This is a genomic window from Mariniphaga anaerophila, assembly GCF_900129025.1.
Taxonomy (GTDB): Bacteria; Bacteroidota; Bacteroidia; order Bacteroidales; family Prolixibacteraceae; genus Mariniphaga; species Mariniphaga anaerophila.
Window position 1 is genome coordinate 256181 of record NZ_FQUM01000002.1, and the last position, 17886, is coordinate 274066.

Genomic DNA, 17886 nt, shown 5'->3' on the forward strand with positions numbered 1-17886 from the left:
TTTAGTGCTTGACGGCATTTTTGCTGGTATGTTTTTTATCCTTCTTTTTCAACAGAAACCTGTTGGGCTATAATATTATCAGATGTGTTGCTGCCCTTTTGGCGAGAGGTTTTGTAGTTGTATAAATTCGTTCGGGCAGTGTTTGAACCATCAATTTTTATCACCATCAGCAAGTACCCGAAAGCAGTTTAAAACTTCCACAGCGGGTATTCCAGTTTCAGGAAAACTTCCCGGTGCCAGCCTTTAACCTCTATGCGCTATTTCCTGCTAATTTTGTAATGATTGTGAACCCAATTTCGGAGCAGTTTTTCTAATAAGTATCCTCGTGATAGCGTTGCTGTTCTATAAGTTCGTGGAATGTTATGGTTGAAGCAGAATGATTATTAAGTACTTTTTCGATTGCCGTTTTTGTGCCTTCGGCCATGTTGATGCTACCACACACAAATACGTGCGCACCCTTGTTCATCCATCTTATAAAATCCGATTCGTTTTGTTCCACCAGATGTTGAACATAAACTTTTGGGTTGCCGTCCCTTGAAAACGCTGTATCCAGTTTAGTTAAGCTGTTTTTTTCTTTAAAATCAAGGAGCTCTTTTTCATACAAAAAATCGTTTTCTCTGTTTTTGTCTCCCCATATTAACCAGATTTCCCGATTGGAATTGTCGAATTCGTTCTGCTGCAGAAATGCTCTGAACGGCGCAATGCCGGTACCAATGCCAATTAGTATTAGCGGGGCATTTGTGTTTTCCGGCAGTCGAAATTCCAGGTTTGGATAATGCCTGAATCGAATGGTATCGCCGGCAACTAGGTTGTTGGTCAGCTCAATCGAGCCTGCACCTTCGTGCTTTCGCGATTGAAAAGTATACCGAATTGTTTTTACGGTTAAATGTATTTCGTTGGGGAAATATGCCGTGCTCGAAGCAGCCGAATATAACCGTCCTTTTTTCCCGGGTACTGTTTCCTTTAGCTGCTTTTCGGTTATTGCCGCAGGAAAATCAACAATCAGATCATGAAAATTTGCTTTTGCCAGGTATTTTCTCAGCGAGGCGCCATCGTTTAAAAGCCGGGTAAGATTTCGGTTCTCTGCAAAGTAGTTGTACTTTTCAATGGTTGTTTTATTGAGCGTAGTAATTTCACATTCATTCAACAACCAGTCCCTTACTTTTTTGTTCGACGGTAATTGCAGCGCATTAAGTATGTTGGTTACCAGCCACTCCGGGTTTTGCGGAAATATTTCAATGGAATCGCCCGGCTTTATGGAACTCAGGTTTTCATCGGATTGAAGAACAATATGATAGCATGGCTTCTGCAAATTTCCGTTGCTGAGTTTGGCGATTTCTTTTACTTGTAATTGCCTGAATTCTTTTTTTGTTATTTCGACGTTGGTTTTTAACTCTTTAGTAAGCTCAATTTTTTCGTTTAGTAAAACGGCCCTGATGCTTTGGTTGATCCATTTTGTTGAGGGCTCCGAAAAATCAGCATCGCAGTCCACGCGTTGAATAATAGAGTTTGCTCCTTTATTTCGAAGATATTTATCCAGATTTTTTCCGGCTTGGCAAAATGCGTCATAGGCCGAATCGCCCAATGCACAAACCGAATAATTTAAACTATTCAGCAGATAATCGGAGTTTTTGAGTTCTGTAAAAATATTTTTTGCTGATGGCGGAGGAATTCCGTTGCCGTCGGTGCTGATGGCAATAAACAAATATTTAATGCTTTTTAGCTGTGCTGAGGTAAGTGTTGAAATATTTCGGGTTTTTACAGGTAGTCCCAGCCGTTTGAATTGCGCCTGTAAAGTTGTGGCTATCATTTTTGCATTGCCCGAGCGGGTGGCGTACACAATCAGCCAGTTGTCTGTATTCATTTCAGCAGCATCGGGTATGCTAATTGGCCGGGTGCCGGTTTTTCGCTTGAACTTTAACCGGGCGCGTTTTCGTTTAGCCCACAATATGGTGCCCGTAACGGGAAGTGAAGTACCGGTTAAACTCACAATAAAATAGAGAATTAAGCTGGGCCATCCCAATATTTCTCCGGTGTGAAGCGGTAACGATAAAGCCACAAATTTTTGATCGGGAGTTTTATTTTCGAATAGTTTTTTTGCTGTTATTTGGCCTTGCTTGTTAAACTCAAGTTCGTCAAAAACAATGGCTCTCACCCAGTTGTTTCGATTTATTTTCCGAACTTTTATCCACGAATTCTCGGCTGTGGGCAGGTTTATGGTTGTGATACCCGGGTAAGGCAATTCGTTATTTGTAATTGAAACAACGCTGTCTAAAGAAGCCATTTTTCCAGAATTAACTTCTTCTGATTTACTTGCCAGTTGCTTTTTTAGAAGGTTGGAGAACGAACTTGCCAGCTCTGCTTTTATTTTGGCTTCTTGTTTTTCCGAAGCTTTTGATAACACCGGGTTGCCGCCAAACGATACGATTAGCGCGCTTTTTACCCACGGATACGAAATGTACAACCCCATTACGGCAATGACGAATAACAGTGCGAGCGAATAAAATCCCGGAATTTTATGTAGATCGATTAATTTTACTGATTTCCGGTTGAAATGCAGTGCAGATAAAAACTCCCTCATTTTTCGGGGAAGCCACAGCACAAAGCCGGAAAAGAGCATGAAAACGAAAATTAGCACAGACGCTCCAACCACTTGTTTGCCGGTGTTGCTGAGCAATAAGTTTTTGTGGAGCGCAAGGATAAACTCAAAGGCCGGACTGAGTGTCGTGTTCCTTTTTCCCAGTATTTTGCCAGAATACGGATTTACGTAGAACGTTCCCGCATCGGAGCCGTCGGTTGCTGTGAAACCGATTTCGTGGCTTCTGTTTGGCTTTCCGTAAATAGTTATGGTGTTTATTGTAAACCCCTGTAACGCCAGCCTGTTTTGGATACTGTCGAGTAAAACAAACGGCTTTTTTTCGTCTTCAACAAAAACCGTTTTATAATTGATGCTGTTTTCTATTGGCGCACGAAAAACGTATAAACTTCCGGTCAGGCATACAATAAAAATTACTGTTCCCGAGAGTAATCCTGCCCATAAGTGAAGCAATCGGACACTTTTTTTAAACCAACCTGTCATTTTTTTTTACTGTTTATTGAGGAATAGAATAGGGGCGCTCTTTTTTTAGTTTAAAGTTTTTCCGTTTGTAATCGTTGTACAACCACTCCATCCCGTGTATAAAAGCAATCAAAAAAATGGAATGATGGTTTTCGTCGGTAAACACCTCTCTTTTGTAATTATCGATTGGCGTTTTATCCAGCGTCTCGCCAAATGATTTTACCTGCTGGAAATGAAAATCAGGATTTTGTTGATACGCCAGAAACACCGATAATTTGTTTTTTGAAATGCCATTCTGTAGTTGTTTTGTAGCTTCCCCTTCGGCATACCAAACGCTGGGATCGTACAGCTGAACGGCTTGAAATGAGTGTGGTAGCGAAAGCATGTAAGACGCAAAATAGCCTGAAAGCGAATGCCCGCACAAAATATTGAACCCCGTTGTGGCATACGCAGAATCGACGAAAGGAATCAGTTCTTTGTTCAGAAAATCCAGAAACCGATACCCTCCGCCGCAATTTTGTCGGTTAAAAAACGGTGGCAGAATTTTGTCGCCGTAGGGGTTTACTTTCGATAAACTGAATGTCAGGTCTTTAATGCGTTCTTTCTCTTTGTTTACATGCGGTATTCCAACCACAATGTGTTCAGGAATTTTTTTGCTGTTCGATAAACTGTTTTCCAATCCCTGAATCAGCTTAAAATGTGTTTCGGCATCTAAAACATACAATACCGGATAGGATTTGCGGCTGTCGTATTTCTCGGGCAGTGATACCCATATTTGGCGATTCTGACCAAGAAACGTAGACTGAATTATTGGCGTTACCACCTGGTTACATTGACCAGTGGCCATTGCAGGTAATAATGCAACAGCCACAGTCAACATAAAATATACTTGTTTAAACCTAATCAATTTATTTCCCTTTTCCGTGTTCCCCTTTAAAGCGTACATCCTTTGTTATCTCAAGGAATTTTTGGTATTCCTCTTCACTGAATGCCTCTTTTAAAGCAGCATTCCGGTTGTTGTTAAATTCAGTCCAATAGGATTTTGCTGCTTCGGCATTTCCGTGGTAATTATCGTGTGCTCCCGAGTAAGCCTCTATAAATGCTTCGTTTACTGCATCAACAATGGCGGCTTTATCGTCTGTAAGGTTGAGGTTGGTTTTTATCTTTTCGATAAGTTCTGGCGACCAACCTATTCGTCCCGGAATGTTGTGTTCAATCCATTCGGTGTACACTGCAAACTGCTCATCGTTTAACAGCGGTTTTACTTCTGCTGCCTGTTTTTCAAAAAGATTCCTCATTTTGGCAAGCATTGCTTCCCGGTTCATTTTTCCGCCGGCTCTTGCAGCGGCAAATTCTTCAGCCCTGATTTTGTTGTACCGAAGCGTGATTTCATCGAATTGTTTTTCCTGTTTCGACGTGAGGCTTAACTCCGGTTTCAGGTTTTCGTACGGAGGGCCGTTGTGCTTTTGCTGCTCTGAGCAGGCTGCGGCCAAAACTGTAACAAAAAATAGCAATAATAATTGTCTCATTTCTTTTTAGTTAGAAGAGCCTCCGGTGGTTGCCGGAGGCCTGTGATAAAGGAATTTGTTCATTTGTATATTAATACACGCCCTCAACGATTACGTTTCCGCCATCGAGCTTTAATCCCCGGGTAAAACCGGTGGCGCCGGCCGACTCGGGGGCAAATTCGTAAACATAAGATTCGCCGCCAATTGGACTAATGGCCATGTAGAATTTGCCATCGGCAACTATCCCGTTTTCGTAGCTGAACAATCCGGACAGTGGTAAGTCCAGTTTAACTGCTGTTTTGTTGTAGATGTCGATTTTGGCAACTGTCCAGGTATTTGCACCGCTGTATGCACCTTCGTCCTCCAGGTAAATGGGCATGTATCCAATTCCGTTTCCAACATAAAACCATCCGTTTGCTCCGATGTTGGTATCCAGGCCCAATGTTTCCGAAATGTTGAACAGATAGGAAGCATCGTAAGTCCCGTTTTTTAGGCGGGTGATAACGGTTTTGTCGCCACTGGACAGGTCAAATGAATTGCCGGAAATGAACCAGTTTACCTGGTAAACATCGCCTTTTTCGTCGACATGCATTGATGGTGCGCGATAACCACCTGTGTGGCCTGCTGCTGCGTCCGATTCGATAATGGTGCCGTTTTCAAACGAAGGATAATCAAATACCAGCGTTTCCAAACCGGTTTGTTTGGGCTTGCGGAACGGGGGAGGAGTGGTTGGGTCGGACATGTCGAGATGCATGAGCCCGAAATAAACTTTGTTGCCTGCAATAACGGGCCCGTCAACCCGCATAGGATGATAACCGATGGTGGCGCCTTGTTTGGCATTTTCGGTTTGCGGAATTACAAATTCGGTCAGACTCGAGATTGTGAGCGAAGGAATACTAACAGAGGTCAGGCGCAGTGTACAAACATTATCAACAATGTCGGTGTTCGTTTCGTTATAAACAGGTTCAACCACAACATTGTACACCATAATTGTATTTTCGTCGGCCAGTTTATAGCGGGGGCGGTTTGTACCTACCGACAGACCGGCGTTAATTTCATTTACCGCATCGTAACCGCCGGAGCTGTTTGCTTCGAGCTGTGTTAACAGTCCGGTGCCATAATCCAGCGAATAGAGGTAGTCTCCGGCTGAAATTATGCGAGCCGCCTGGTCGGCGTCGAGCTGAGTTCCGTTGTTTACAAAACTTAGCGTTCCTTCGCTTAAACTTTCTGCCTGTGCCAGGTAATACGCATTGTCGATTACTCCCAATACAGAGTAGTTACTGGTTTTTTCGGGAGTTGGAGTCGGGTCATCGTTTTTTGAACAAGAAGAGAAAAGAATTACAAGTGCAAGGGCCAATAGCCCGGAATAATGGGTTTTCATAACTATTTCACTTTTAAATTAATATTCATTTTTAGAAAATTTTGTATGTCAGTTTTAAGTAAAAAGCCCTTCCCGGTTTCTGCACCGCATAATTATCGAAAGCCTGGGCGTTGAATAAATTATTGATTGCTCCGCTGGCGGTGAGGTTAGTTTTAGGAAACGTGTATCCGGTGCCAACGCTGTGAATGTTTTGTGCCGGAATGTGATCCTTGTTTTCGCTCCCGTATTTTTCTGAATGCCGGTAAAAAGAACCAACATGACCGTATCGCCAATAGACAAAAACAGCGGGTTTGTTCTGCAACAAGTTTCCAAAATTTAAACGCGCTTCTGAATTGGCCTGGAAAAACGGAGTGTTGGGCATGCGCGTATTATCCAGTCCATTGTTGTTGCCAAATTCATCGCTGTCTGTTTTTATAACAGGGTGCAGAAATGCCAATGACTGAAAAATGCTGAGGAACTCTTTATAGTAATATTGAATTCGTCCGTCGATGCCGGACATTTGAACTTTATCGAAATTTACCACCTGCAACAGAGCCGGGTCGCTGGCCGTTACCAATTTCATTTTCTGTTTTACATCTCGGAAAAATACGTTGCCGTTTATTCGCACACGGGAATTGCGCTGTTCGGACAGGCTCACATCAATCCCAAGGTTTGTATTCAGACTCGATTCTGCCTTTAGATTGGGGTTTGCCAAAACATTTAATCCATCGCCTAAAATCTCATTGGCTTCGGGCAAGCGGCTGGCCTGTTCCACCGAAAAGCTCAGGGTTATTTTCTTCGCCGGCGTGTACGAAATGGCAAATCCCAATCCGTTACTTTTTTCTTTGGCCGAAACTGTTTCGTAGTTTGTTTCTCCGGCAACGGTTTCTGCCAGTTTAATTGCTGCCGAGTAGTTGTAACGCTTGTAAAACAGTGTCGTTTGCAATTTGTGCTGAAACCACAAATTCTCCCATGAAACTCCCAGAACACTTTTGTTAAAAAACTGTGGCGCGTAATATCCTTCGGTTTTTTGAGTAACCAGCGGGTCGCTGTCGGTTCTGGTAAGGTCGGTGTAAACGTGGTTAACAACCAGTTTGTGCATCGAAGAAAATGTGTAATTCAGATTTACCCGGTTCATCCACACTTCTTCTTTTAACTTGTTCAGCGTTCTTTTTTGCTCGCCTCCAAGTACGCGCTGCACCGGTTCAATTTCGCCCAGCCAGTTGTAAATGTTTTTTGAAGTATCTACCCGGGCGCGGTTTAATCCCGAATAGGAGGTAAACAGTTTTACCTTCAGCTTTTGTTTTAACAGTTGCCGGTTTGAATAGTCGAGATACGGCATTAGCAAGTTCTGACTGTAAGTGGCTTCACCAAACGGGACAATCATTGTTGCGCCGTGCTGAATTTCTTTGTCCATAGAAGACGTTAGCAACCCCACAAAAAAATGATCTGCCCACGTTTTGTTGGTTACCCCAAAATCGGTCTTTATTGCTTTTGATTGGTATGCATCGTGGAAGCGTTCTGCTGTAATTCCCCGCATTACTTCAAACGTTTCGGGGTTGGTAACCGAAATATCGCTGCCCCAGACTTTGTAGTTATTGTCTGAATAATTGTAAAATGCAGAAACCTTTGCCGTAAGGCCGTTGTTGGCGCGTCCGTAGCCGGAGGCCGAAACTTTGTGGGTATTAAAAGAGCCGTAGGTGTAATCAATTTCGAGCGTGTTTTTTAAATTTTTTTTGGTAACCAGGTTAATGGCGCCGCCCAAAGCATCGCTTCCCAGTTCTACCGGAACCACGCCCTTGAATATGTCGATTCGGTTAATTTGCGAAACAGGAATGGTGCTAACCGAGTAAGAAGAACCAAAATAATCCAGCGGAATGCCATCCAGAAAAAATCGGACAGCACTTCCTTCCAGTCCGTTAATGCTGTAGTTAACCCGCGAGCCCAATCCTCCCTGCTCCCGAACCACAATTCCGGCACTTTGGTTAAGTACCTGGTTGAGTTCCACAGATTGGCTTTGCAATTCTTTTATCGGAATAGAAGTGGCAACAAACCCTTGCTGTTCAATTTTTGTTGCAACGCTTTTCCCGCCCACAAGTACTTCGTTTAAGTGATGTTCTTTGGGCTTAAGTTGAAAAACAAGATTGCGCGCGTTTGAAAAATCTTCAATGGTAACCTCTTTGGTGGTATATCCCAGGTAAGAAATAAGCAGCACCGCTTTATTTGGGGAGTTGGTTTTCAACATGAATTCGCCCTGCTCATTGCTGGTGGTTCCGTTTGATGTATTTTTTTCAGAAATATTTGAAAAAGGCAATGCATTTCCATTGCTGTCCAGAACAGTGCCGCTAATTGTTTTTTGGTTGCTTTGTGCCACTGATTTACCCACGAAGCACAAACACAATGCAATAACTATAATGATAATTTTTTCCACCCTGCCTTTGTCTTATTTTTATTTAAACTAAATAAGTTGCAAAATTAAATGTGCTGCAAGGAGTGACAATCCCTATATGTTGGGATTTTGGCAAAGTGGCCCGGCACAAAAGGAACTGCCTGCTGAAGGCGCGACTCACCCGGAGGACTCAGATGAGCTTTTTGGGGAAAGTGCAGTTGCTGTTTAATTTGATTGCCTTTTGGTGTCAGTGAGGCTTTTGAAGGCTTTTTTTGTCTGACCACAGGGTGTTCTCAGTTCGTGTTGAAATTTGAAATGTAATCCCAACGGGGTATGCCACAGTAAAATAAGTGGTGAATCTTATTCGGCTTTTTTGCCCTGTACTTATTTTTTTTAATTATTTTTAAATCATAGTAATCCGTAACATATACAAATGACAACGGTTTTTAATTTTTAAAACTCACATCCAAATGCCAAAAATGTCGTGCAAATACATGAGAAAAACATCATTCTTAATCATTGTTTCGGTCTTTTTTTCGATAAGCGTTTTTGCACAGCCCAATGAAGGCTTTACAGAAAAACAACGAGTTGCACAGTATAACATAGGGCGCGATGGGTTAGCGATAGACGGTTATGACCCTGTTTGTTATTTTACTCAGAATAAGGCGGTAAAAGGGAAGCTTGCAATTTATTATAAATACAAAGGCGTGCTCTACAACTTTGCCAATCAGGAAAACAGAGAAAAGTTTGTGGCTTCTCCCGAAAAATGGGAACCCCAATATGGGGGTTGGTGTGCATACGCTCTCGGGGACAGCGGCGAGAAAGTAAAAATTAATCCCGAAACATTTAAAATCGTTAATGGTAAACTCTACCTCTTCTATGACTTTCTTTTTAATAATACTAAAACCAAATGGGATAAAGATGAACAAAACCTGTTAAGGCAGGCAAATGTCAATTGGGACAAAATAATTGAAAACTAATACTATGTTGAAAGCTATACGATTTTCCGGACTGCCAGTCGATTTTATAATGCAATACACAAAAAGTTGAGCATGAAAGAAACTTTGCAAATCGGTCGGGAATTTGAAATGGCTCCCGGTTTTGAAATTTGGGGATGGAAATATTTTCATTTGAAAAAAATTGCGGGCTTAACGTAATATCTGAATCTAATCAGCCTTTAAGAGGAGTTAACCAGTGTTAAGGAAGATAATAAAGAACAAGGATGAAATTAGCTCTAAATAGCAATAATGTAATTACTGAGGCCATCACAAAATGGATTTTAAAACAATTGTTTCTAATATTATTTTTTGTGGGAATAGTTTTTTCTGTTGATGCGCAAGAATTTAAGAATGTAGGCTCCAAAACATTTTCACAGTTAATAAAAACGGATGCCGGAATAATTTTGGATGTAAGAACGCCCGATGAATTTTCGAGGGGACATATTGAAGGGGCTACAAATATGGATAGTGAAAGTAGAGAACTCAAAAAAAAGCTTCTGCTACTGTCCAAAGAAGTACCCATTTATATTTATTGTCTTTCGGGAGATCGAAGCCGTGATGTCGCTCGTGTACTAACCCAAAATGGTTATGCCAAAGTTTACAACTTAAGGCGTGGAACAATTGAATGGAGGCTGTTAGGTTACCCGCTCATAAAAGAAAAAAATGCAAAAAAAATAACGGACATAATTTATTCGACCGACGATTTTGATAAAATTCTTAAAGAACATAATATCGTTTTTGTCGATTTTTTTGCACCGTGGTGTGCTCCCTGCAAGAAAATGATGCCGGATATCGAAAAACTGGAAAAGGAATATGCCGGAAAAGTAAAAATAGTAAAGGCTAATTTAGAAGCCAATAATGCTTTGGCACACAGGTATCATGTTGAGTCTGTTCCTACTCTTATGTTATTCAGTAGTGGAGTGAATGTTTTTAAGAAAGAGGGAATTATGGCGTATGGTAAAATAAAAGAACTCCTGGATGAAAGTATTCAGTAACACTTGAGTTTTTCAAAAAGCCATTGCCTGTTTGTGGTAAAAAAAGCAAATACCGATTGGAAAAAATAACTAAACTAAAGTTTAATTAAAATAGAGAACCATGAAGTACATCAGTTTTATTTTACGTTTAGCCATTGCCGTTATTTTAGTGCAAACCCTGTATTTTAAGTTTACCGGTCATGCAGAAGCGGTGCATATTTTTACCGTTTTGGGAGCTGAGCCCGTTGGCCGGATTTTCGTTGGTATCATGGAACTTGTAACAGCCGTTTTATTGCTTTTGCCACGCACCTCGCTGCACGGTGCATTGTTAACCATCGGACTAATGATTGGAGCAATCGGGTCGCATCTGTTCACTCCGCTGGGCATAGTTGTTCAGTGGGGTGGTAACAGCGATGGCGGATTGCTGTTTACTCTGGCATTAAGTTCATTTCTAATGGCTGTTGTTTATGTTATTTTGTTTCATAGAAATACAAGTAAAATTATCCCTACTCTTCTATTTAAAAAGCAATGAACATTTTTGCCAATTTTCCGAAACAGGCAGATGAGCTTGCAAATAAACACAATCTTGATTTTGTTGTGATTATGAAATTGAACCACAATACAATGGAAGAACAATAGTTCGAAAGGAAAACACTAAATAAAGTTTTGTGGATAGGGAAGTAGAAAATACATACCAATGTAATTGTAGCCGCGACGCCTTCTGCTCCTATGTTATGGGGCGTGAGGATATAGCTGCATCAGAAAAAGACAGGCTGGCACAACTGGTTTTAAACAATCATCTGGCATTTTCTCTTTACGTGTGTGTGTCGCTTACGTTCTGGAGCATTTTTGTTTTTTGGATAGATCTTATTGCAATGCCGGGGCTTACAATTTATGTTGGTTACGTTACAAATAGTTTAAAAATAGCGGCGCTTATTCCGGTTTTATTTTTCGTATTAAACTTTATCGCGAAATTTGTTTATATCTATTGTCGGCTAAATCGGCTAATCCCTTTGTGGGCAATTACGGCTGCTGCATTGCCTTATGTCGGGTTTGTTTTTATCCTCAGAGAACAATTCCGAAAAGACCCCGAATTAAAATCAATAGTTATTGATTATCTGAAATTCAAAAAAGAAATTAAAACCAGAGAACTGAAACAATATGTAGCAAGGTTTATTGGAAGGAAGAGTTAAAGAATGGATGTCATTTTAATTAGATTATGAATAAAAAGCGACTGAAAGCAATCAGCGAATTTGAGTTTTGGCCGATGTGGCTATTCTATTTGCCTGCTGTACTATATAGTTTTATACTGGTTATTAGATCGGGGTTCCGAATTGTCTATTTTTCAGCAACTAACCCCGGAATGAAATTCGGAGGAGCTTTCCACCTTTCCAAACACAGCTATTCAGATTTTATTCCCGAAAAATACAGGCCTCAAACTTTTTTTGTTGATTCCGGCTTATCTCCCGAAAAAGCATTAAAAAGCATTGACCAGTGCAGGTTTCCTCTGCCTTTTATTGTGAAACCCGATGTGGGCGAGCGCGGAATCGGGGTAGAGCTTATTCGCTCAAAAAAAGAGTTGGTTGAATATATTTATACTCATCAACACTCCCCGTTGCTTATTCAGGAGTACATCGATTACCCTCTGGAATACGGTGTGTTTTATTACCGGATGCCTGGAACCGAAAACCCTGTTATTTCCTCAATAACTTCCAAAGAGTTTTTTTATGCAGAGGGTGATGGTCGGCAAACGTTGGCCGAGTTACTGAGTAATAATCGCCGTATAAATCATCGAAAAGACTATTTGCAACAACGCTTTGCCGATAAATGGAATAGTGTGTTACCTAAAGGAGAAAAGCTTTTAATCGAGCCGGTGGGAAATCACAACAGGGGTACAATCTTCAGGAATAGTAATTACCTGGTTTGTGATGAAATTGCAAATACATTCGACCAAATTGCCCGCTCATATCCCGGGTTTTATTATGGCCGATTCGATGTTAAGGTGCATACTCCCAGTGATTTGAAGAGTGGTAACAATATGAAAATTATAGAGATAAACGGCGTTAATTCTGAACCGACCCATATTTACGACCCCGAATACAATTTGCGACAAGCCTATCGGGATGTGTTTAGGCACATGAACATTATTTTTGAAATAAGCCGGAGAAACAGAAGAAACGGTGCAAAAACCGATTCTGCGTGGCGGTTTGCTATTGCCGGTTTAAAACACACACGCAGTCGACAGCACTAAATTTTATTAGAACTCAGAAAAAGTGTTTTATAGGAACTTTAAATGACATATATTATGAATTTCCAATCGATTATTGAAAATTTCGCTGATTTAAAAGCTGTGGCAGAGCAACTGTCGGATAAAGATTATGCGCAACCGGTTCCTAATTTGGGTGGCGCTACAATTGGTCAGCATATGCGGCACATTATCGAACTTTACGAGTGTTTGCTCAAAGGTTATAACAGTGGTACTGTTAATTACGACGATCGGCCTCGGGATTTGTCAATTGAAGAACATGTTGAACAAGCCGTTAAACATCTGGATATTTTAATAGGCTCTGTTCAGGAGGAAGATAAACTGCTGGTGTTGAAACATACCATTTCGGGTGAAGTAACCATGTTGCAAAGCAGTTATTTTCGTGAGTTGTTGTACAACCTGGAACACTCCATTCATCACCAGGCGCTAATAAGAGTTGCATTGTACAGCTTTCCGTTTGTTAAGTACAACAGCAGGTTTGGAGTTGCCCCTGCTACCATCGAATACCGGAAAAAATGTGCACAGTAAGTTATATAAATACGGGCGGGCAGGTAATTATTACATCAAACCGCGACGAAACACAGTTGCGTTCCAAAGCCCTTTTACCCATGCCTTATACTATTAACGGAAAAGAAGTGTTTTTTCCGAAAGATTCGCATGCGGGTGGCACATGGTTCGCTTACCGTAAAACAGGGCAGATGGTAGTTTTGCTAAACGGTGCAAAGGTAAAGCATCAGGTAAAGCCATTTTACCGGCGTAGTCGCGGGCTGATAGTTCTCGACATTATTAGCAGCGATAATTGCATTAACACATGGGAGGAACTTGATTTAGCCGATATTCAACCCTTTACTCTTGTTGTTTTTAATCGTGGAGAACTATACGAGTTAATTTGGGACGGATTGCAAAAATCAACAAACAAACTCAATGCTCTGGGTAACTATATTTGGTCGTCGGTAACGCTTTATCCCGAAATTATTCGTCAATACAAAAAGGAGGCTTTTCATAAGTTTATTGATAAGTACAAAAAGCCAGGTGCCGCTGATGTAATTGATTTTCATGCCAGCCATAAAATTGATGATCTGGATGTCGCTTATATAGAAGAATACCAGCGGGATATTATCACCCAAAGCATTAGTCAGCTAAGCGTGAATCCTTCGGGGAAAGCCGCCGTAATACACCTTGATTTAGTCGAAAACAAAAAATATAGCTGCGAGTTTACTATTTAATTTGCAGGTTGCATCTGTTCCGAACAAAGTGAAAGTAGTTGCCGTTTGTTTTGCATTCAGAGGGGCACATTCGCCGCTTCCTCAAAAACCATGAATTCATACTCGGAGCTTTTGAGAAAAGCTTCTTTCATGTCCTGTTTTACCGAGGCAGATTCTTGCTGTCCGTATTTTTCAATGAGTTGAATAAACCGAACCGTAACATTATCGTAGGTATCTCCGGCGTAGGTATCAATAAACATCTGGTACGGATTATCAGGCGTCTGATGTTTTATGACGTGCTGTCCAACTTCGCCGTAAAGCCAGAAACATGGCAACAGCGCAGCTAAAGCAACAGGGTAGGGGGAGTGTTGCGCCGAAGCAAGTACAAAACGCCCGTATCCGTCAAATACCGGCGACTGTTTTTCGGCTTCCCGAATGTTAAAATGTACCAGATATTCGTTTTGCATAGCCTGTTCCACTGCAATTCCATCTATAGCCAACTGCCGGAAAAAGTCCTTTTCAGTTTCGTTGGGTGCCCGTTGTGATAAAAGCTTCAGCGCTTCATTATCCTGTCGCAAATAAAGCACATCCTGCGACAGGTAATGAGCAAAACATTTTAGCGGAAGGGTGGCCCCGGCCAGCTCCGTAATAAACCGGCTGTTTATAATTTGTTGGAAAACAGGAACCGTGGCTTTCCATAATTCCTGTGTGAATTTGCCCTGTGCCGTAACCCGCATTATTTCCAAAATTGATAAAAATGATGAACGGGACCGTGCCCTTTTCCTATTTCATAGCCCGAACCTTCAACAATAGCCCGGTTGATGTAGTTTTTGGCGCTGCGTACAGCATCGTTCAGCGGCAACTGTTTGGCCAGAAATGATGCCACTGCCGAAGAAAATGTACAACCTGTTCCGTGCGTGTTTTTAGTTGTTACTCGGTTTGAACGCAGCTCAATAGTTTCATCTGTTTCGGCGTTGTAAAAAATATCTGTCAGCTCGTCTTCCGTTAAATGGCCGGCCTTAAGCAATACCGAAACAGTTCCGTTGCACGACAAATCTTTTACAACCGCCGGAAGGTCTGCCTGGCAGGAGATTTTTTTCCCGGAAAGTATTTCTGCTTCGGGAATGTTGGGCGTAATTACACGTGTTATGGGAATCAGCTCATTTTTGAGCGTTTCAATGGCTTCGTCCTGCAGAAGCTTATCGCCCGAGGTTGCCACCATTACCGGGTCAAAAACAATATTTCGGATTCCGTAGGGTTGCAATGCATTTTTTACTGCCCGAATCAACTCCGAAGAGTGCAACATGCCTATTTTTACTGCATCGGCGCCAATATCGTCGAGCACCGATTTGATTTGTCCTTTTACAAAATCGATGGGAATTGGATGTACTCCGAAAACCCCAACAGTATTTTCGTCAACAACAGCAGTAATGGCAGTTGCGGCGTAGCAACCGCATGCTGATATGGCTTTTAAATCGGCCTGAATACCGGCGCCTCCGCTGGGGTCGCTTCCGGCAATGCTTAAAACACGATTGTAGTTCATTCTTATTTTTTATTCTTGAAAATGATTGAATCCGGCTTTTGAAAAAGCCACTTTTTGTCCGTTTTTGTACCACTGAATTACCGGCTCTCCGTTTTCTATTTCGCCGATAACATAAAAAGGTTTACCAACCCGGCTGCTAAATGCCTTTTGCAGATCATTTAATTGTTCAGGAGCCAGCGTGAAAAGCAGTTCATAATCTTCGCCTCCTCCCGAAGCCAGCTCTTCCGGGCTCCAGTTTTGCAATTCGCAAACCCGCTTAAGAGGATCGGATAAAGGCAATTTTTCCAAATTAATGTGTGCCGATTTTTTTGAGGCTTTCAGAATATGCACCAGATCCGAAGCAATGCCGTCGGAAATGTCCAGCATGGCATGAACACCGGAAAAACCAAGCAGGGTTTGCCCCGCTTTCATTTGCGGTTCGGGCAGATGGTGCCGTTGCAGCAAATACTCAATATCTTCGGAAGTTTTCAGTTGACTTAGCATGGATTGCAAACCGCCCGCAGAATCGCCCAGGTTTCCGGTCACACAAATTAAATCGCCTGTTTTGGCATTCCGGCGCAACCGGGCTTCTCCCTTTGGGCATTTCCCGATTGCGCACACATTAATTGCCAGGTGTTTTACAGACCGGGTGGTGTCGCCCCCGTAAAGCGGGGTTTCATAGTTATCGGAAATTGCATGGTACCCGTTCATAAATTCGTCGAGATATTCCACCGAAATGCCCGGCGGAATAGCAATGGATAAGAAAGTTCCCAGCGGCGTTCCACCCATTGCGGCAATGTCGCTCAGGTTTACTGCCACAGATTTATAGCCCAGTTGCCACGGCGTAATTTTATCGCGCAGAAAATGAATCTCCTCAATCAGCATGTCGGTTGTTACCAGCAAATCAGAATTTTCATTCATGGGTAAAATGGCACAATCGTCGCCAATGCCCATCACATTTTTAGATAACAGCGTTTTAAATTCAGGAGCAAAACGTTCGATAAAACCAAACTCGCCTATTTCCTTTAATTCCATTTTTTTTCGATTTAACTTACAAAGAAAACAAATTGGCGGCGTTTATACCAGCCATTTTCCCAATCCTCGTTTTGTGAAGAAGGCAGTGGACAAAACTGTGCCGCTAATTTTTGTGGTGTTATCCGGTCACTTCGTTTTTTAATGCTTCTGCTGCAAGCCGCGGGTTTTCGGCAGAAGAGATAGCCGAAACCACGGCAATTCCGTTTGCTCCCTGAGCCATAACCTGCGCTGCATTATTCATATTAATACCGCCAATTGCAACATTGGGATGGCGGGCAATAGAACTAACTGCTTTTACCCCCTCCAACCCAAAAGGTTGAAAAGTATCGGTTTTAGTTGGCGTGGCAAAAACCGGAGAAATGCCGATGTAATCGATGTCCAGCTTATTGGATTCCTCGGCCTGTTCCATCGTTTCTACTGACAGCCCTAATATTTTGTCTTTTCCCAACAGCCGGCGGGCAACTTCCCAGGGCAAGTCGCTTTGTCCGATGTGCAGTCCGTCGGCATCAACTGCCAGGGCAATATCAAGCCGGTCGTTAATAATAAGCGGAACAGCGTAGGGTTTAAGTAGCTTTTTCAACCGGATTCCCAGTTGGTAAAACTCCAGCGAGCTGCATGCTTTTTCGCGTAATTGCACCATGGTAACGCCGCCTTTTACTGCTTCTTCCACAATAAACTCCAGCGGGCGGCCAAGCGACAAGTCACGGTCTGTTACCAGGTACAAGCCTAAATCAAATGATTTCATTGTTCCTTCTTTTTAAGCAATAAACAGATCAGCAATATCTTTATCGGAAAGATTGTACAACGTGTCGATAAAGTGCATTTGTAAGCTTCCCGGACCTGCCGATTTTTTTGCGGCAATTTCTCCACAAATGCTCATTACTGCCATCCCGTGGGCTGCTGCCAGCAACGTGTTTTTGTTGATTGCTGCAAAAGCTCCCAATACAGCCGATGCAGTACATCCCATGCCGGTAACTTTGGGCATTAGCGGCGAACCATTTTTAATGGTAAGAACCTGTTTTCCGTCGGTAATGAAGTCTTCTGCACCACTGATTACAACAACAGCTCCAGTTTCAACGGCCAGATTTTTTGCGGCATCTAAAGCGGCATTGGCCGATACGGTGCTGTCTACACCTTTGGTAGCCACATTTTCTTTGGCCAGCGCCATTATTTCAGAAGCGTTTCCGCGAATTAGCGTGGGCTTGCATTTTTCAATAATTTGGGTGGCAACTTCGTTTCGGTAGGGCGTTGCTCCAACTCCCACCGGATCGAAAATTACAGGAATCCCTTTTGCCGTTGCCGCTATTCCGGCTTTTATCATTCCTTCTACCCACAAAGGATTTAAGGTGCCAATATTGATAACCAGTGCAGATGCGATGCCGGCCATGTCGGCCACCTCTTCAACAGCATGCGCCATTACCGGCGATGCTCCAATGGCCAGCAATGCGTTTGCCGTGTTATTCATTACCACAAAATTGGTAATGTTGTGCACCAACGGACTGTTGGCTCTCAATGCAGCTAAATCTGTCGAAATTGATTTTGCGTTTATCATTGTATTCGTTTTTTATCGT

At 42.3% G+C, this 17886-nt stretch carries 17 protein-coding genes; 7 read left to right on the forward strand and 10 right to left on the reverse strand.

Translation table 11 applies throughout. The features are described 5' to 3' along the window. Positions 1–310 precede the first annotated feature (310 nt). The 5 genes from BUB08_RS04250 to BUB08_RS04270 form a co-directional block, all read right to left on the reverse strand. Entirely contained in the window at positions 311–3079 is a 2769-nt protein-coding gene (locus tag BUB08_RS04250; protein WP_072999246.1) for a sulfite reductase flavoprotein subunit alpha, read from the reverse strand. A gap of 13 nt (positions 3080–3092) precedes the next feature. Beyond that, positions 3093–3938 carry an alpha/beta hydrolase gene (locus BUB08_RS04255; protein WP_175549944.1) on the reverse strand — a complete coding sequence of 282 codons (846 nt, stop codon included), beginning with the start codon at positions 3936–3938 and terminating at the stop codon, positions 3093–3095. A gap of 28 nt (positions 3939–3966) precedes the next feature. After that, positions 3967–4587: a hypothetical protein gene (locus tag BUB08_RS04260; protein WP_139249615.1), complete on the reverse strand. Its 621-nt coding sequence runs from the start codon at positions 4585–4587 to the stop codon at positions 3967–3969. Positions 4588–4657: 70 nt separating this feature from the next. Beyond that, positions 4658–5947, reverse strand: coding sequence for a DUF4374 domain-containing protein (locus BUB08_RS04265; RefSeq protein WP_072999251.1), 1290 nt, complete (start codon positions 5945–5947; stop codon positions 4658–4660). Between the two features lie 31 nt (positions 5948–5978). After that, positions 5979–8357: a TonB-dependent receptor gene (locus BUB08_RS04270; RefSeq protein ID WP_072999253.1), complete on the reverse strand. Its 2379-nt coding sequence runs from the start codon at positions 8355–8357 to the stop codon at positions 5979–5981. A 452-nt stretch (positions 8358–8809) separates the two neighbouring features. Here BUB08_RS04270 and BUB08_RS04275 point away from each other — a divergent pair, with 452 nt between their 5' ends. From BUB08_RS04275 to BUB08_RS04305, 7 genes are all read left to right on the forward strand, one after another. Further along, positions 8810–9295: a YHS domain-containing (seleno)protein gene (locus BUB08_RS04275; RefSeq protein WP_072999850.1), complete on the forward strand. Its 486-nt coding sequence runs from the start codon at positions 8810–8812 to the stop codon at positions 9293–9295. 242 nt (positions 9296–9537) lie between these two features. Beyond that, positions 9538–10308 (forward strand): thioredoxin domain-containing protein, encoded by a 771-nt coding sequence (locus BUB08_RS04280; protein WP_072999255.1) that lies wholly within the window; start codon positions 9538–9540, stop codon positions 10306–10308. 100 nt (positions 10309–10408) lie between these two features. Next, entirely contained in the window at positions 10409–10819 is a 411-nt protein-coding gene (locus BUB08_RS04285) for a DoxX family protein (protein WP_072999256.1), read from the forward strand. Positions 10820–10955: 136 nt separating this feature from the next. Then, on the forward strand, positions 10956–11480 hold the full coding sequence (locus tag BUB08_RS04290) for a hypothetical protein (RefSeq protein ID WP_139249616.1): 525 nt from the start codon (positions 10956–10958) through the stop codon (positions 11478–11480). A 26-nt stretch (positions 11481–11506) separates the two neighbouring features. Next, positions 11507–12538: an ATP-grasp domain-containing protein gene (locus BUB08_RS04295; RefSeq protein ID WP_072999260.1), complete on the forward strand. Its 1032-nt coding sequence runs from the start codon at positions 11507–11509 to the stop codon at positions 12536–12538. 54 nt (positions 12539–12592) lie between these two features. After that, complete coding sequence (locus BUB08_RS04300) at positions 12593–13081, forward strand: DinB family protein (protein WP_072999261.1); 489 nt, start codon at positions 12593–12595, stop codon at positions 13079–13081. Continuing rightward, positions 13069–13779 carry an NRDE family protein gene (locus BUB08_RS04305; protein WP_072999263.1) on the forward strand — a complete coding sequence of 237 codons (711 nt, stop codon included), beginning with the start codon at positions 13069–13071 and terminating at the stop codon, positions 13777–13779. Before BUB08_RS04300 ends, BUB08_RS04305 begins: the two co-directional genes overlap by 13 nt. Before the next feature lie 56 nt (positions 13780–13835). Here BUB08_RS04305 and BUB08_RS04310 read toward each other — a convergent pair whose 3' ends face one another. The 5 genes from BUB08_RS04310 to thiM form a co-directional block, all read right to left on the reverse strand. Then, complete coding sequence (locus tag BUB08_RS04310; RefSeq protein WP_072999267.1) at positions 13836–14495, reverse strand: TenA family protein; 660 nt, start codon at positions 14493–14495, stop codon at positions 13836–13838. After that, positions 14495–15301, reverse strand: a complete 807-nt coding sequence (gene thiD / locus BUB08_RS04315; protein WP_072999271.1) for a bifunctional hydroxymethylpyrimidine kinase/phosphomethylpyrimidine kinase — start codon at positions 15299–15301, stop codon at positions 14495–14497. The genes BUB08_RS04310 and thiD overlap by 1 nt, the downstream gene beginning before the upstream one ends. 9 nt (positions 15302–15310) lie before the next feature. Further along, complete coding sequence (thiL, locus tag BUB08_RS04320) at positions 15311–16315, reverse strand: thiamine-phosphate kinase (protein ID WP_072999273.1); 1005 nt, start codon at positions 16313–16315, stop codon at positions 15311–15313. 118 nt (positions 16316–16433) lie between these two features. Next, on the reverse strand, positions 16434–17060 hold the full coding sequence (gene thiE / locus BUB08_RS04325; protein ID WP_072999275.1) for a thiamine phosphate synthase: 627 nt from the start codon (positions 17058–17060) through the stop codon (positions 16434–16436). A 12-nt stretch (positions 17061–17072) separates the two neighbouring features. Further along, positions 17073–17867 carry a hydroxyethylthiazole kinase gene (gene thiM / locus BUB08_RS04330; protein WP_072999277.1) on the reverse strand — a complete coding sequence of 265 codons (795 nt, stop codon included), beginning with the start codon at positions 17865–17867 and terminating at the stop codon, positions 17073–17075. Between the last annotated feature and the right edge of the window lie 19 nt (positions 17868–17886).

Bases quoted from the DNA above. Each gene is read 5' to 3' on its own strand.
- BUB08_RS04280 (WP_072999255.1), top strand. From the start codon at position 9,538: ATGAAATTAGCTCTAAATAGCAATAATGTAATTACTGAGGCCATCACA.
- thiD (WP_072999271.1), bottom strand. From the start codon at position 15,301: ATGAACTACAATCGTGTTTTAAGCATTGCCGGAAGCGACCCCAGCGGA.
- thiM (WP_072999277.1), bottom strand. From the start codon at position 17,867: ATGATAAACGCAAAATCAATTTCGACAGATTTAGCTGCATTGAGAGCC.
- BUB08_RS04260 (WP_139249615.1), bottom strand. From the start codon at position 4,587: ATGAGACAATTATTATTGCTATTTTTTGTTACAGTTTTGGCCGCAGCC.
- BUB08_RS04295 (WP_072999260.1), top strand. From the start codon at position 11,507: ATGAATAAAAAGCGACTGAAAGCAATCAGCGAATTTGAGTTTTGGCCG.
- BUB08_RS04305 (WP_072999263.1), top strand. From the start codon at position 13,069: ATGTGCACAGTAAGTTATATAAATACGGGCGGGCAGGTAATTATTACA.
- BUB08_RS04285 (WP_072999256.1), top strand. From the start codon at position 10,409: ATGAAGTACATCAGTTTTATTTTACGTTTAGCCATTGCCGTTATTTTA.
- BUB08_RS04310 (WP_072999267.1), bottom strand. From the start codon at position 14,495: ATGCGGGTTACGGCACAGGGCAAATTCACACAGGAATTATGGAAAGCC.
- thiE (WP_072999275.1), bottom strand. From the start codon at position 17,060: ATGAAATCATTTGATTTAGGCTTGTACCTGGTAACAGACCGTGACTTG.
- thiL (WP_072999273.1), bottom strand. From the start codon at position 16,315: ATGGAATTAAAGGAAATAGGCGAGTTTGGTTTTATCGAACGTTTTGCT.
- BUB08_RS04250 (WP_072999246.1), bottom strand. From the start codon at position 3,079: ATGACAGGTTGGTTTAAAAAAAGTGTCCGATTGCTTCACTTATGGGCA.
- BUB08_RS04255 (WP_175549944.1), bottom strand. From the start codon at position 3,938: ATGTTGACTGTGGCTGTTGCATTATTACCTGCAATGGCCACTGGTCAA.
- BUB08_RS04275 (WP_072999850.1), top strand. From the start codon at position 8,810: ATGAGAAAAACATCATTCTTAATCATTGTTTCGGTCTTTTTTTCGATA.
- BUB08_RS04265 (WP_072999251.1), bottom strand. From the start codon at position 5,947: ATGAAAACCCATTATTCCGGGCTATTGGCCCTTGCACTTGTAATTCTT.
- BUB08_RS04300 (WP_072999261.1), top strand. From the start codon at position 12,593: ATGAATTTCCAATCGATTATTGAAAATTTCGCTGATTTAAAAGCTGTG.